This window comes from Mycobacterium sp. D16R24 (assembly GCF_002013385.1).
GTDB lineage: Bacteria > Actinomycetota > Actinomycetes > Mycobacteriales > Mycobacteriaceae > Mycobacterium.
The window spans coordinates 47,509-61,375 of record NZ_MAEV01000021.1 but is presented as its reverse complement, the minus strand read 5'-3'; the positions used below and the strand labels follow the sequence as shown (position 1 = coordinate 61,375).

14 protein-coding genes, 1 pseudogene and 1 riboswitch are annotated in these 13,867 nt (G+C 65.2%); of the genes and pseudogenes, 7 read left to right on the top strand and 8 right to left on the bottom strand.

Annotated elements, in window-relative coordinates; genetic code table 11:
- Positions 1-21 precede the first annotated feature (21 nt).
- The 5 genes from moaA (at position 22) to B4383_RS18550 (ending at position 4,483) form a co-directional block, all read left to right on the top strand.
- Complete coding sequence (gene moaA, locus B4383_RS18575) at positions 22-1,014, top strand: GTP 3',8-cyclase MoaA (protein ID WP_078292788.1); 993 nt, start codon at positions 22-24, stop codon at positions 1,012-1,014.
- Complete coding sequence (locus B4383_RS18570; RefSeq protein ID WP_078292789.1) at positions 1,015-1,263, top strand: MoaD/ThiS family protein; 249 nt, start codon at positions 1,015-1,017, stop codon at positions 1,261-1,263.
- A 291-nt stretch (positions 1,264-1,554) separates the two neighbouring features.
- A riboswitch (cyclic di-AMP (ydaO/yuaA leader) is annotated at positions 1,555-1,732 on the top strand.
- 10 nt (positions 1,733-1,742) lie between these two features.
- On the top strand, positions 1,743-2,849 hold the full coding sequence (locus B4383_RS18560) for a transglycosylase family protein (RefSeq protein ID WP_078292790.1): 1,107 nt from the start codon (positions 1,743-1,745) through the stop codon (positions 2,847-2,849).
- Positions 2,850-2,975: 126 nt separating this feature from the next.
- A complete protein-coding gene (locus B4383_RS18555) occupies positions 2,976-3,770 on the top strand; it encodes a class I SAM-dependent methyltransferase (RefSeq protein ID WP_078292791.1) in 795 nt (264 codons plus the stop codon).
- Between the two features lie 5 nt (positions 3,771-3,775).
- Positions 3,776-4,483 (top strand): class I SAM-dependent methyltransferase, encoded by a 708-nt coding sequence (locus tag B4383_RS18550; RefSeq protein ID WP_078292792.1) that lies wholly within the window; start codon positions 3,776-3,778, stop codon positions 4,481-4,483.
- Positions 4,484-4,550: 67 nt separating this feature from the next.
- Here the strand turns inward: B4383_RS18550 and B4383_RS18545 are convergent, their stop codons facing one another.
- The 4 genes from B4383_RS18545 to B4383_RS18530 all read right to left on the bottom strand — a co-directional run bounded on the left by B4383_RS18545 (position 4,551) and on the right by B4383_RS18530 (position 6,134).
- Positions 4,551-4,979 carry a molybdenum cofactor biosynthesis protein MoaE gene (locus tag B4383_RS18545; protein WP_078292793.1) on the bottom strand — a complete coding sequence of 143 codons (429 nt, stop codon included), beginning with the start codon at positions 4,977-4,979 and terminating at the stop codon, positions 4,551-4,553.
- On the bottom strand, positions 4,976-5,461 hold the full coding sequence (locus B4383_RS18540; RefSeq protein ID WP_078292794.1) for a MogA/MoaB family molybdenum cofactor biosynthesis protein: 486 nt from the start codon (positions 5,459-5,461) through the stop codon (positions 4,976-4,978). The genes B4383_RS18545 and B4383_RS18540 overlap by 4 nt, the downstream gene beginning before the upstream one ends.
- The gene (gene moaC / locus B4383_RS18535) at positions 5,446-5,880 is read right to left on the bottom strand and encodes a cyclic pyranopterin monophosphate synthase MoaC (protein ID WP_286143828.1); all 435 of its coding nucleotides are present in this window, start codon (positions 5,878-5,880) and stop codon (positions 5,446-5,448) included. Before moaC ends, B4383_RS18540 begins: the two co-directional genes overlap by 16 nt.
- A gap of 80 nt (positions 5,881-5,960) precedes the next feature.
- The gene (locus tag B4383_RS18530; protein WP_099051525.1) at positions 5,961-6,134 is read right to left on the bottom strand and encodes a hypothetical protein; all 174 of its coding nucleotides are present in this window, start codon (positions 6,132-6,134) and stop codon (positions 5,961-5,963) included.
- Positions 6,135-6,197: 63 nt separating this feature from the next.
- Here B4383_RS18530 and B4383_RS18525 point away from each other — a divergent pair, with 63 nt between their 5' ends.
- Positions 6,198-8,423, top strand: a complete 2,226-nt coding sequence (locus B4383_RS18525; protein WP_139360873.1) for a helicase-associated domain-containing protein — start codon at positions 6,198-6,200, stop codon at positions 8,421-8,423.
- 18 nt (positions 8,424-8,441) lie between these two features.
- On the opposite strand, the pseudogene B4383_RS18520 reads toward B4383_RS18525, so the two are convergent.
- Positions 8,442-8,839, bottom strand: a pseudogene (locus B4383_RS18520) (DUF2628 domain-containing protein).
- Between the two features lie 64 nt (positions 8,840-8,903).
- Here B4383_RS18520 and B4383_RS18515 point away from each other — a divergent pair.
- Positions 8,904-10,556 (top strand): DNA repair helicase XPB, encoded by a 1,653-nt coding sequence (locus B4383_RS18515; protein ID WP_078292845.1) that lies wholly within the window; start codon positions 8,904-8,906, stop codon positions 10,554-10,556.
- Here B4383_RS18515 and B4383_RS18510 read toward each other — a convergent pair.
- The 3 genes from B4383_RS18510 to B4383_RS18500 are packed head-to-tail and all read right to left on the bottom strand — an operon-like array spanning position 10,553 to position 13,554.
- Positions 10,553-11,668 (bottom strand): acyltransferase, encoded by a 1,116-nt coding sequence (locus tag B4383_RS18510; RefSeq protein ID WP_176126685.1) that lies wholly within the window; start codon positions 11,666-11,668, stop codon positions 10,553-10,555. The two genes, B4383_RS18515 and B4383_RS18510, sit on opposite strands and share 4 nt — an antisense overlap.
- Before the next feature lie 27 nt (positions 11,669-11,695).
- A complete protein-coding gene (locus tag B4383_RS18505) occupies positions 11,696-13,045 on the bottom strand; it encodes a PA14 domain-containing protein (RefSeq protein WP_176126683.1) in 1,350 nt (449 codons plus the stop codon).
- 23 nt (positions 13,046-13,068) lie between these two features.
- Positions 13,069-13,554 carry an SRPBCC family protein gene (locus B4383_RS18500; protein ID WP_078292799.1) on the bottom strand — a complete coding sequence of 162 codons (486 nt, stop codon included), beginning with the start codon at positions 13,552-13,554 and terminating at the stop codon, positions 13,069-13,071.
- Positions 13,555-13,867: the final 313 nt, after the last annotated feature.

Genomic DNA, 13,867 nt, shown 5'->3' with positions numbered 1-13,867 from the left:
AGTGGTCGCTACGCTGCACTTATGACCCCGTTGATTGATTCGTTCGGCCGCATCGCGACCGACTTGCGGGTGTCATTGACCGACCGGTGCAATCTGCGTTGCACGTACTGCATGCCCGCAGAGGGACTGGACTGGTTGCGCAGCGACGCGCTACTCACCGCCGACGAATACGTTCGGCTTATCGGCATCGCGGTTACCGAGCTGGGAATCCGCAGCGTCCGGTTCACCGGCGGAGAACCGTTGATATACAAGGACTTGGAGCGACTCGTCGCCGCGGTGGCCGCCCTCACACCGCGACCCGATATCGCAATGACGACCAACGGCGTCGGCCTGGATCGCAAGGCCGCCGCGCTACGCGCCGCCGGGCTGGACCGCATCAATGTGTCGCTGGATACGTTGGACGCCGATCGTTTCGCCGCGATCACCCGCCGCGACCGGTTATCCGATGTCCTCAGCGGACTCCAAGCCGCCGATGCCGCCGGACTATCGCCCATAAAGATCAACGCAGTTTTGACACCCGAGCAGTACAAAGAGGACGCCCTCGCACTGCTGCGGTTCAGCCTGGAACACGGATATGAGCTGCGGATCATCGAACAGATGCCGTTGGACGCTGAGCACAACTGGAACCGCGACCGTATGGTGACGGCCGACGAAGTCCACGCCGCCCTGAGTCGGCAGTTCACGCTGAGCACGGACCCGGCACCCCGTGGCAGCGCACCAGCACAACGCTGGCTGGTCAACGGGGGCCCTGCCACGGTCGGGATCATCGCATCGGTATCGCGGCCGTTCTGCGGAGACTGTGACCGCACCCGGCTGACGGCCGACGGACAGGTGCGCAATTGCCTGTTCGCCACCGCAGAGTCAGACCTGCGCGGACTGCTCCGCTCCGGCGCCACCGACGCGATGGTGGCATCGGCGTGGCAGGTCGCCATGTGGGGGAAGAAACCGGGGCACGGGATCAACGACCCCTCGTTCCTGCAGCCAGACCGCCCCATGAGCGCGATCGGCGGCTAGGTGAGCATCCACGTCCGGTACTTCGCCGCGGCCGCGACCGCCGCAGGTGTCCAGGAGGAGACCGTCGAGCTCCCCGCAGGGGCCTCTTTCAACGATCTGACCCGTCAACTGGCCACCAAAGGAGTGGAACTGGAACGCGTATTGGCGCGTTGTTCCTTTCTTTATGACGGCGTGGCGGTCCGCGACCGCTCCCACCGGCCGGAATCAGGCTCTGTCGTGGATGTTCTTCCTCCGTTCGCTGGAGGATAGAAGTGCGCTGGCCTATCCTTTTCCTAAGGAAGCTCTAAGGTAACTCTGAGAGTTGCATATAGAGATCCCCGGACAATTTCGTGATCTACGACACACATCCGAAGGTCACAGAATGGTCACGGCGCGGACACGGGGTGGTGGAGCTGCCCAATAACCTGCGGAGACCTCACCACTGGCGGGAATAAACCCACCCTGTCGTGGACGAAACACCGGGGAATGTCCAACATGACGAGATGCGCGCGGGCACGTACCGTCATCCGCAGTCCATACCCGCGCACCGAGCTCCGTCCCTCGGGTGTGGCACCTCGTCGGTAAACCAAGGGACGGAGGCGGGGAACCCAACCGCCGGAGATCTCGATCTCCAGCACGAACCTCCATGGTTCTTGGGGTGAAGCCCGGGCAACCGGGCCGAGCGACCTCTCGTTCGAACCCGACAGCTGACCTCGCAGGTGCGTCACAGAGAGGAATACGACGGACATATGAGTGGACGGCACAGTAAGCCCACCAAGGCGGGCGCTAAAGCGGCCAAGGTCGCGGTAGCAGGTGCAGGCCTTGTCGGTGGCGGTCTGATGATGGCCGCGACGGCCGCAGCAGCCACCGATGGCGAGTGGGACCAGGTCGCGCGCTGCGAATCGGGTAACAACTGGGCCATCAACACCGGTAACGGGTACCAGGGCGGGCTGCAATTCTCGCCCAGCACCTGGATCAACAGCGGTGGCGGCCAGTACGCCCCGTCCGCTCACCTGGCCACCAAGGAACAGCAGATCGCGATCGCCGAGAAGGTACTCGCGGGCCAAGGCCGTGGCGCCTGGCCAGTCTGCGGCCGTGGCCTGTCCGGTTCCACCCCGCGGACCGCCCCCGCCGCGAACGTCACGCCTGCCGCGCACCATGAGGAGCAGGCGGCCGCTGAGCCCGCCCCGGCCCCCGAGCCCGCTCCGGCTCCCGAAGCCGACGAGCAGTTCGTTGCCGAGGCCCCCGAGGCGCCCATTGTCGAGGAGGCCCCGGCCCCCGAAGAGGCGCCCGCCCCCGAGGCCCAGGACGTCGAGTTCCAGTCCGGTCCCGCGCCGGCCGAGCCCGAGCCCGTGGCTCCGGCCGAGGAAGCCCCGGCTCCCGAGGTCATCGCCGCACCGGCACCGGAGGCCCCTGTCGTCGACGAGGCACCCGCCCCCGAGCAGGTCCCGGCTCCCGAAGCCCCCGCCGCCGAGGACCAGGTCCTGCCCTACGAGTTCCAGTCCGGCCCGGCGCCCGCCGAGCCGGCACCCGCCCCCGAGCCTGCCCCGGCACCCGCCGCGGCAGCTCCCGAGATCCCGCTTCCCGCGGGTGTCCCGGACGCGGCGGATATCGGATTCGCCGCCGGCAAAGCCGCCTTCGACGCCGGTCCGGTTGCCTCCAATGGCACGCTGAACCCTGACGCCGTCGCCGGTGTGGTGCGGCATCTGCCCGACCCCAACAACCTGCCTCCCGGCACCACCGATGTCACTCCCCAGGACAGTCGTGGAGTGTCCTACCTGAAGGACATCGTCTTCGCCATGCAGACGCAGGATGTCAAGGCCAGCGACGCAATCCTCGCCCTGGCGCAGCGCTAACCCGTACCTAGATAATCGCCCCGGCCCTCACGGTCGGGGCGATTGTCGTTGCGGGGTAACCTTTTCGACGGGAAGTGTAGGCCCCTTGTCAAGGGGGTTGACGTCCCGGCTTCGAGGCGTACGTTGGTGGTCATGACGGCACCGACCACTCCCCCGGACGTTCCCAGTCACGAAGCATTCGAAGCGGTCTACAACGGCAAACCCATGTTCGAAGGCGCCCCCGCGGCGGGCGTGCCCTGGGACATCAGGGACGCGCAACCACGAATCAAAGAGCTCGCCGCCTATGGCGCGCTGCGCGGAGACATCTTGGATATCGGCTGTGGTCTCGGCGAGAACTCGATCTATCTCACCCAGCAAGGCCTCTCGGTCACCGGCCTGGATTTTTCCCCTTCGGCCATTGAACAGGCAAAGCAACGCGCCGCCGCCGCGGGTGTGACAGTCGACCTCCAGGTGGCCGACGCGACCAAGCTCGACGGCTGGGACGCACAGTTCGACACCGTGATCGATAGCGCCGTCTATCACTGTTTCGATCACGACGGCCATCAGCAGTACGCGAAGGCACTGCACCGGGCCACCCGCCCGGGGGCGCGCTGGTTCATCGCCTGCTTTGGCGATGGCACCGTGAACGGCATCGCGATGCCGTTCGGCGTGCAAGATCCCGAAGAGATCAAGAGCGTATTGTCCGAAGCCAACTGGAACATCCAATACTTCGGCCGGACAACATATCTCGGATCCCGGACGGCATTCATCGGCGCCGCGCCGGCCGGTATCGATCCGGAGCAGATGCCTGCCGGTATGCGTGAGCGTTATCAGCGGCCGGGTGTGGCCGAAGAAGCACAGAAGACATTTGAGCGTCTCCAGCAGCTAGACGACGACATGATCCACATGCCGTTCTTCAATATCATCGCGGAAAGGGGCTGAACATCATGACCGCACCAACCCAGAACATCTTCGAGGATCTGTATCGAGAGAGCGTCAAGGACGGCGGGCCCATCATCCCGTGGGATTCCAAGGACGCCAAACCACGCATCAAGGAGCTGGCCCTGCTCGGCGCGATCCGCGGAGACATCCTGGATGTCGGCTGCGGCCTTGGCGACAACGCCATTTATCTTGCTCAGCAAGGTTTTAACGTCACCGGACTAGACTTCTCCCCCTCGGCGATCGAACAGGCCAAGGGCCGGGCGGCCGCCGCCGGCGTCACCGTCGACTTCCAGGTCGCCGACGCCACCGAACTTGACGGCTGGGATGCACAGTTCGACACCGTAATCGACAGCGGCGTGTACCACTGCTTCGATCACGAGGGACACGCGAAGTACGCGAGCGCGCTGCACCGGGCCGCACGCCCCGGAGCACGTTGGTATATATGGTGTTTCGCTCAGGCCAGCGTGCACGGCATCCCGACCCCGTTCCAGAACGCACAGCAGGCAGAGGAGATCGAAGAGGTGCTGCCTGCCAACGGATGGACGGTGCTGCAGCTGAACCCGACGACAATGGCGGCACCAAAGGCCGAGTTCCTCAACGCGATTCGCGGCACCTACCGCGGAGACCCCGAGCGGCTAGAGCGACTGGAACAAGATCTCGACGATCCGCTGCTCTACATCCCCGTGTACACGGTCATCGCCGAACGGGCGTAGGACTACAGCCGGCGGCCCGCGAGTACGCGCGCCGCCTACACCAGACCCCAATCGGGGCCCGAATTTTTCAGGCCGACCCCACCCATTCGTTGCTGCCGTCGGCGAAGAACTGGTGCTTCCATACCGGCAGCGCCGCCTTGACGTCATCGACGAGGCGCTGGCACGTGACGAATGCCTGCCGTCGATGGTCGGCACTCACCGCCACCACGAAGGCTGCCTCCCCGACCGTCAGGGCGCCGATGCGGTGACTCACCGCCACCGCGCGCACGCCCTCTGCTTCAGCGGCGATGCGCTCCACCACATCGGTCAGCACCTGCTGGGCCGACGGATGTGCCGAATACTCAAGCCGCAGCACCGTCTTGCCGCCGTCGTGGTCGCGCACATTGCCCACGAATCCGACTGTGGCCCCAGCAGATTCGTGATCGACCAGGTGCTCGTGCTCGATCAGCGAGATGCGTTCCGCGGTCACCAGCGCACGGGAGACGCTAGCACTCATACGTGATCACCCCCGGCTATCTGGTCCAGTGCATGGCCGAGCACGCCGTCGAGCACCGCAAGTCCGTCGCGCACCCCGCCGGTGGAGCCGGGCAGGTTGACCACCATGGTGCGGCCGACGACTCCGCACACGCCCCGGGACAGGATGCTGGTGGGCACGGTCGGCAGCCCGGAGCGTCTGATGGCGTCGGCCAGCCCGGGGATCTGGTAGTCCAGCAGTGGGGCGGTCTGTTCGGGTGTGGCATCGGTGGGCGAGAGCCCGGTGCCGCCGGTGGTGATGACCAACGAAACTCCGTCGGAAACCGCGGTGCGGATCGCCGCTCCCACCGCGCCGCCGTCGGGCACGACGATCGGTTTCTCAACATGGAAATCTTGTGCCCCAAGCCATTCCACGATAACTGGTCCGGTCTTGTCGGGGTACTGACCGGTGGCCGCCCGAGTGGAGGCCACGATCACCCGCGCAGACCTCAGGGTCGGGTCCATGTTCCGGTCTTGCCGCCCTCTTTGCGCAACACTCGGACGTCGTCGATGCGCGATGCCGGATCGACCGCCTTGACCATGTCGTGCAAGGTCAATCCGGCGACCGTCACGGCGGTCAACGCTTCCATCTCGACCCCGGTGCGGTCGTTGGTGTGCGCGGTGGCGGTGATCTGAATGGATCCTGTGCTGGCCTCGATCTCGAAGTCAACGTCGATGCCGGTGAGCGGTATCTGATGACACAGCGGAATGAGCTCGCTGGTGCGTTTGGCGGCCATGATGGCGGCCAGCCGGGCTGTGGCAATGGCATCACCCTTGGGCAGCGTGCCGTCGGCCAGGAACTTCAGGACTTCTGGAGTGGTGACGAAGCGTCCGGCCGCGACCGCCTCGCGGGCGGTGGCCTGTTTGGCCGACACGTCGACCATGTGTGCGGACCCGTGCTCGTCTATATGAGAGAGACGGTCAGGCGGTGATGAGCCGCTATCGCCAAGACCGTCGGACACCGTTACTTGTTGATGACGGTGACGGGGTGCACGTAGGGCACGGACTGCACCGGGAACTCGATGTCACCGAAGGGTGACAGGGCTCCGGTGCGGTCGGCCGCGAGTTCGGAGACGGCGTGCTCACCGTCCACATGTGCGGGCCAGCCGTTGTCGACGTATTGCTTCTTGTCAGCCACGAAGCCATTGTGGCAGGCCGGGAGCACAACGGCGAACCCAACCCGCCTCTACGCTGGTGTCTGATGAGTGACGATGCGGCGTTGGATACCTGGCTGCGCCAGCTGCCCGACGAACAGTTGGTGCGGCTGGTCCGGTTGCGACCCGATTTGGCGTCGCCACCTCCGGGGTCGCTGGCGGCTCTGGCGGGCCGGGCGCTGTCGCGCCAATCGGTACGCGCGGCCACCGACAACCTGGACTTTTTGACCTTGGCGGTCCTGGATGCACTGCTGGTGGCTCGTGCAGACGTCACCGGTACTCCGATCTCGGAGGTGCTCGCCCAGGTCGACGGTCGCGCCACTGAACTGCAGGTACGTGCCACCCTGGACCGGCTGCGCGAGCTGGCGCTGGTGTGGGGAAATCGCGAGCTGCACCTGGCGGGAGAGACACGGTTGGGGCTGCCCTGGGTGGTCGGGCAGGTGATCAGCGAGCAGACCCCCGACTCCTACGACGCGGCCCGCGCCGCGTTGGCGGCGACCGACGAGCGCGGAATGGAGCTGCTGCAGGCACTCATCACGGGATCTCCCATCGGCCGCACTCGGGACGCCGCACCCGATGCTCCGGCAGATCGTCCGGTACAGCGGCTGCTCGCGGTCGGCCTGCTGCAGCGGATCGACGACGAGACGGTGCTGTTGCCCCGGTTCGTGGCACAGCTGCTCCGCGGTGAGGAGCCCGACCGGCTGCAGCCACCGACCACCGAGACGACGACGGCGACCCAGGCCGAAGCCAACGCCGCTGCCGCGGGGGCGGCACTTGATCTGCTGCGTGAGGTGGGACTGCTCCTCGATGAGCTCGGGGTCAACCCCGCTCCTCAGCTGCGCAGCGGTGGCCTGGGCGTGCGCGAGGTCAAAAGGCTGGCGAAAGCGACGGGTATCGACGACACCCGGATGGGGCTGCTGCTGGAGGTGCTGGCGGCCGCCGAGCTGATCGCAGTGGGTGACCCCGATGCGCAAACCGACGCCGAGGGCTGGCACTGGGCGCCGACCACGCAGGCCGACCGCTTCGCCGAGCTGCCGACCGCGACCCGCTGGTTTCGGCTGATGTCGGCGTGGTTGATGCTGGCGGCCCGTCCCGATCTGATCGGCAAGCGCACCAGCGAGGACAAACCGATAGCGGCCCTTTCGGATTCGCTACGGTCGACGGCGGCACCCCATGACCGCAGGCTGCTCTTGGAGATCCTCGGCGAGCTGAAGCCCGGGGAGGGGTTGCGGGCCGAAGAGACATCCCGGGTGATGCGGTGGCGCCGTCCGCGCTGGGGCGCACGGCTGGGCGTGGAACCGGTGACGGCACTGTTATTCGAGGCGACGACGTTGGGTGTGATCGGGCGTGGCGCGTTGACGACACACGTGCGTACGTTCCTGGACAGCAGTGGCGACGAGGCGGCCACGCTGGCCGCGATGGAGAAGGCGTTACCCGCTCCTATCGACCACTTCCTCGTGCAGGCCGATCTGACGGTCGTCGCGCCCGGCCCACTGACACGCGACGTGGAGCTCGAGCTGGCCGCGATGGCGGACCTCGAATCAGCGGGTGCAGCCAGTGTTTTCCGGGTCAGCGACGCGAGTATCCGGCGTGCGCTGGATTCGGGGCGGACCGCCACCTCACTGCACAGCTTCTTCAGTTCGCGCTCCAAAACCCCTGTCCCCCAATCGCTGACCTATCTCATCGACGATGTCGCGCGACGGCACGGACAGCTTCGGGCCGGCGTGGCCAGCTCGTTTCTGCGCTGCGATGACGTGGCCCTGCTGACGCAGGTGATGGCGTCGGTTCTGGCGGAGGATCTGGGGCTGCGGCTGCTGGCCCCCACCGTCGCGGTGTCGTTGGCCCCGCTGGCCGAGTTGGTGGCTGGGCTGCGCGCGGCGGGCTTCGCACCCGCCGCCGAGGATGCCACCGGAAACATCGTGGAGTTCCGGGCACACCGCGCCCGGGTTACTCCCCAGCCGCACCGGATGGGTTGGACGCCACCGGTACTCAGTGAGCCCGCGGCCGCCGCAGTGGTCAAGGCATTGCGCGCGGCGGGCGATCACGACGGCATCCGCATCGAGCCGTCGCAGGCGGTGGCGCTGCTACAGCAGTCCGCCAAGGCCCAGACCAGCGTACTCATCGGGTACGTGGACCCGGCCGGGGTGGCGTCCTCGCGAGTGGTCAATCCGATCAGCGTGCGTGGTGGGCAGCTGTCGGCCTTCGACACCGCGGCGGGGCGGATCCGAGACTTCGCGATTCACCGCATCACCGCGGTCTCGCCGCCGTCCTGACTGTCGATCAGCTCCGCGTCAGCGGACGCCCTCGAACGGATTCCATGACTCGCTATGGCGAACCCAGTGCAAGTAGTAGGCCTGGTTGGCGATGCCCATAAACAGCGCAGCAAAGCCGAATGAGAACGCGCGCGTCACGCTGCCGGAGGCGCCCACCGCCCCCAGCACGACGCCGAGACCGACACTGATCCCGAGTAGCACCAGGCCCTTGCGCCACATTCCCTTGACGAAGAAGTGGATCGGACCAAAGAAAAGGCGAGGAAATTACTGGTCAACCGGATACGTTCCCAAAACGACCCCGCGCGGAAGATGGCATTCGCCCCTTCTTTCGTCGGCGCCGCGGCGTAGTGGTCGTAGAACGCGGACCGGTGCTGCCAAATCTCGGCCAGGGTGCTGCGGTCTTGAGGTGTCGTCACCGCAGCAATCTGCCAGGGCACACAGCACCCTCCAATGTCCCCGGGCATCACTATCCTGGATCGAATGACCGATGGACCGCTGATCGTCCAGTCCGATAAGACCGTGCTGCTGGAGGTCGATCACGACCAGGCGGACGCGGCGCGCCAGGCGATCGCCCCCTTCGCCGAGCTCGAACGCGCACCCGAGCACGTGCACACCTATCGCATCACCCCGCTGGCGCTCTGGAACGCGCGTGCCGCCGGGCACGACGCCGAGCAGGTGGTCGATGCCCTCGTCACCTTCTCCCGTTACGCGGTACCGCAGCCGCTGCTGGTGGACATCGTCGACACCATGGCCCGCTACGGGCGCCTCCAGCTCGTCAAGCATCCCGCGCACGGCCTCATGCTGGTGAGCCTGGATCGCGCAGTGCTCGAAGAGGTGCTGCGACACAAGAAGATCGCCCCCATGTTCGGCGCCCGTATCGATGACGACACCGTGCAGGTGCACCCCAGCGAGCGTGGCCGGGTCAAGCAGATGTTACTCAAGATCGGTTGGCCCGCAGAGGATCTCGCCGGATACGTCGATGGCGAAGCCCACCCGATCAGCCTGGCCGAGGATGGCTGGGAGCTCCGGGACTATCAACAGATGGCAACCGACTCGTTCTGGGCGGGCGGTTCCGGTGTGGTGGTGCTGCCCTGCGGGGCCGGTAAAACGCTGGTGGGCGCCGCCGCGATGGCCAAGGCACAGGCGACCACCCTGATCCTGGTCACCAATACCGTGGCCGGGCGGCAGTGGAAACGCGAACTCATCGCGCGAACCTCATTGACCGAAGAGGAGATCGGCGAATACTCCGGCGAGCGCAAGGAGATCCGGCCGGTCACCATCGCCACCTACCAGGTGATCACCCGGCGCACCAAGGGTGAGTACCGCCACCTGGAACTGTTCGACAGCCGGGACTGGGGCCTGATCGTGTACGACGAGGTGCATCTGCTGCCCGCTCCGGTGTTCCGGATGACGGCAGATCTGCAGTCGCGGCGCCGCCTCGGACTCACCGCCACCCTCATTCGAGAGGACGGCCGCGAGGGCGATGTCTTCAGTCTCATCGGCCCCAAGCGCTATGACGCGCCGTGGAAAGACATTGAGGCCCAAGGCTGGATCGCCCCCGCCGAGTGCATCGAGGTACGGGTCACCCTCACCGAGAACGAGCGGATGATCTACGCCACCGCCGAGGCCGACGAGCGGTACAAACTGTGCTCGACGGCCCACACCAAGATCAACGTGGTGAAGTCGATTCTCGCCCGCCATCCCGGAGTGCCGACTCTGGTCATCGGCGCCTACCTGGATCAGCTCGACGAACTGGGAACCGAGCTGGATGCCCCGGTGATCCAGGGCTCTACCAAGAACGCCGAACGTGAAGCGCTTTTCGACGCATTCCGTCGGGGCGAGATCGCCACCCTGGTAGTTTCCAAGGTAGCCAACTTCTCCATCGATCTACCGGAAGCAGCTGTGGCTGTTCAGGTTTCGGGCACGTTCGGCTCGCGCCAAGAAGAAGCGCAGCGGCTTGGGCGGCTGCTGCGTCCAAAGGCCGACGGCGGCCAGGCCTACTTCTATTCGGTGGTATCCCGCGACACCCTTGATGCCGAGTACGCAGCACACCGGCAGCGGTTCCTGGCCGAGCAGGGCTATGGCTATCGGATCACCGACGCCGACGATCTTCTCGGACCTGCGATCGGTTAACCGTCCGAGGCCCTGGAGAGTTGGTCTCCGGCCCGCTCCGCGGATGATTCGAAGCGGCGCTTGATGCGCAACAGGGGCGTCTCGAAGTATCGAAAGCTCAGATAGGCAACGGCGATAACGAGGATCGTCGTTCCCGCGCAGAGCGTCAGCCCCTGCTCCTCGTGGACTATTCGGCGTACGACATTGGCGCACAACATGTGCATCAAGTAGATGCCGTAGCTGATCACACCGATGAACGCGAGGGGTCGCCAGCTCAGTACCGGATGCATGAGGGTGTTCTCGCGGATGGAAACCGCGACGACGGCCACGACCATGAGGATCTGGATCGACCATGGTGGCGCACCGAACCACAACGCGGCAATCATCGCCGCAAACACCGCAGGGGCCGACCACCACCAGCCCAGCACCGCGGCGACCCGCGCGTAGCCACGGCGGGTGTTGACGAAGATCGCGAAAGCCGCTCCGAGAAGGATGGGCAACGACAAGCTCGCCAGGATGCGCCACGGCAATACCCGCGCATCGAAGAAGACGCCGGTTCCGGCCGAGACCACTACCAGTGCGAAGAGCACCACGAGCGGTGCCCAGACCTTTCCCTTGCTCAGCACCAGGGCCCCGACCAACAGCGGCGGCCACAACAGATAGAACTGTTCCTCGGCGGACAGCGACCAGGAAAAATAGAACGGTACCGACGCGCCAGTGGACAGGTCCACGAACCAGTTGACGGTATAGGTCAGGAATGCCGGCAGGTCCCCAAAGAATCGCTCGCCCTTTGGCGTATCGCGTTCGGTGGCGAACACCAGCAGGACGTACAGGGCCAGCACCGCGTAGTACAGCGGGAAGATACGTAATGCCCTGCGTGCGTAGAAGTTTCGCAGCGATACGGCGGAGGTGCGATCACGCTCGCGGACAAGCAGAGTGGTGATGAGAAAGCCGCTGATCGCGAAGAAGAAGTCGACGCCCATGAATCCGCTGTGCGAGATCCTTGGACCGGGCGTTCCCGACGTATGGTGCCAGATCACCGCCAGAACACTCAGTGCCCGCAAGCCGTCCAGCGCCCCGAACTTCTTCGTAGCGAGAAACGATTCGTAAGCAGCCACAGCCCGTCGCGACACCGAAAGCAGGGTATCAGCGTTACCAGATCAGTGTTGCTGCCGGCATCCGTTGTCCACGGCGGTGTCGAGCTGGATATCCGTGGAGCTGATCGACGGCGTCAGGAACCGGATATGCCCGATGAGCTCCCGCGGCAGATCGTCGATCCGGGTGGAGTAGCGGGTGCCGTCGATCACGCTGCGCGCGGTCAGCGAGAAGGTCTTCGCGACGTCGGCGTCAAACGCCCCGTACTTCTGCAGCGCCTCCGCAACCATCCGCTGGAAGGGGGTCAGGTTCAACGTTCGCAAGTCCAGGGACGGATCAAGCTGAATTCTGATCCCCTCGGGCACCCCATCGGGAATCGTGCCGTCCGACCGCGTACCCGGGTACACGTAGGCGGGTGCGTTGATCGGGATCGCGAACCGCAGCGCATGATCGATCACTCCGGCCTGTACGTCTTCCGGCGTGATCAACCCCGCGAGGTAGGACAGCTCACCTCCCGAATGCGCGGGTCCACTGACATGCCCGCCCGATCCTGTGTCTACCCGATAGGTGGCCTGTGCGATCGCCGACATCGAATCCGGTGTGAAGGACTGGAACTCGTATTCACATCCGTTGATGTCGTCGATGATTGCCAGATGCGCGTCGACATCCTGCGTGGGCAGATAATGGGGCAGATACGGGATGTCGATCGACTTCCCGCTGTTGCGGACGGCGACCGTCCGGGTGGGAGTGCCCGCAGGTGCGTGATAGACGGCGGTAGTCCAGATGTCCTCGTTGACGTCGATTGCTTTGACATCGGGATGATGCATCAGCGCGGCAACCCACTTCGCCGACCGAGGGTCGATCGCCGGGTTCGGCGGCAGCGGCTGATTCAAGAATGAGTTAGCCGCGAAGAAGTTGCCGTTCGCAGACTCCGGGCCCAGCGCCACTTGGGACACCGAGAACTCTTGTACCGCAGGGCCACTCGCGCTGGAGTAGCTGACCCGGACCGCATGCACACCAGCCTGGACGGTGCGCGTGGCCAGATCGGTACCCCAGTCACGGGTGTTGGCGTGATCGAAGATCTGCTCGTCATCGAGCCACACTCGCCCGACAATGCCACCGCTCATCGAGGCAATCTGGTACTCGCCCGTCACGGGGAATCGCAGCGAACCGACGGCATCGACCGAAAAACCGTCGGCCTGCACACCCGGCGCTGGAGATGCCGCGAAGTTCCCGCCGACCGAGTACTCGCATCGGGCGAGCACCGCGGTGCCGGAATGATCAGTGTTGTTGTAGTAGCGCGTCCAGTATTGACCTACATCGCAAGGGTTTTGGGCCGCCGCATCCGTCTCGTTCCGGGCAGGCACACAGGCGGCCGCCACCAGGATCACCGTAAGCAGGACGAGCGTGCGCACGGATCCACTGTACGGGCGAACGCTTACCTCCCGGCAGCGGCGATCTTGTCGAAGTATCTCTGGGTGCGCTTCATCGAGAAACCGACGATGGCACTCACCGCGGGGGTGGCATAGCGAATCGGGCCAGTGCCGTCGATGGCCCATGCCCAAGTGAAGTCGGCACCACGATCCGTCGGAGTCACCACATAGTCCTCGGCGAAGGCACGCAGGCCAGGCACCGGCACCGGCATGCTCGTGACGTAGAACGCCTTCCGCCGTCCTTCCTCCCAGAGGAAGTAGTGCTCATTCACCTTCGGACCCACAGCGGGCCCGATCTTGCGGACAGCACCGACACCGGCGCGCGGGTTACCCCACACGACCCTGATACCCGGAGCCAACCACCGCAGCGTGGTGTCGTTGGTCAGCTCACGCCACACCGTGTCGGCGGATACCGGTACGGAGATGGTGTGGCTCGCTCTCACGGGAGCGCTGGACAGGAAGGCTTCATCGACTGCGTCAAGCGAAGGCATTCCCGTAACTTACGGTATCGGTTGGGTCGTAAACAATGGGCCCTACTGCTGCTGGGCGCAGGCCTGATCGGCCTGCTCGTCCAGCCGGATGTCCGTAGACGCCACAGCGGGTTGGCCGCGCCCGGCCCCATCTGTAAGACCGAATAGAACTCGAAGGAGTCGCCGGAGGTTTTCCAGAAGGCGAGACAGAGGGAAATGTTATCCCGATGGCCGCCAGGACGGCCACGACAGCCAAGAACCGCAGAACTCTCATGCGTGTGAATACCCTGTCCGATAACAGGCGTAAAACGATTCACGCGCAAAGTACTCCCGG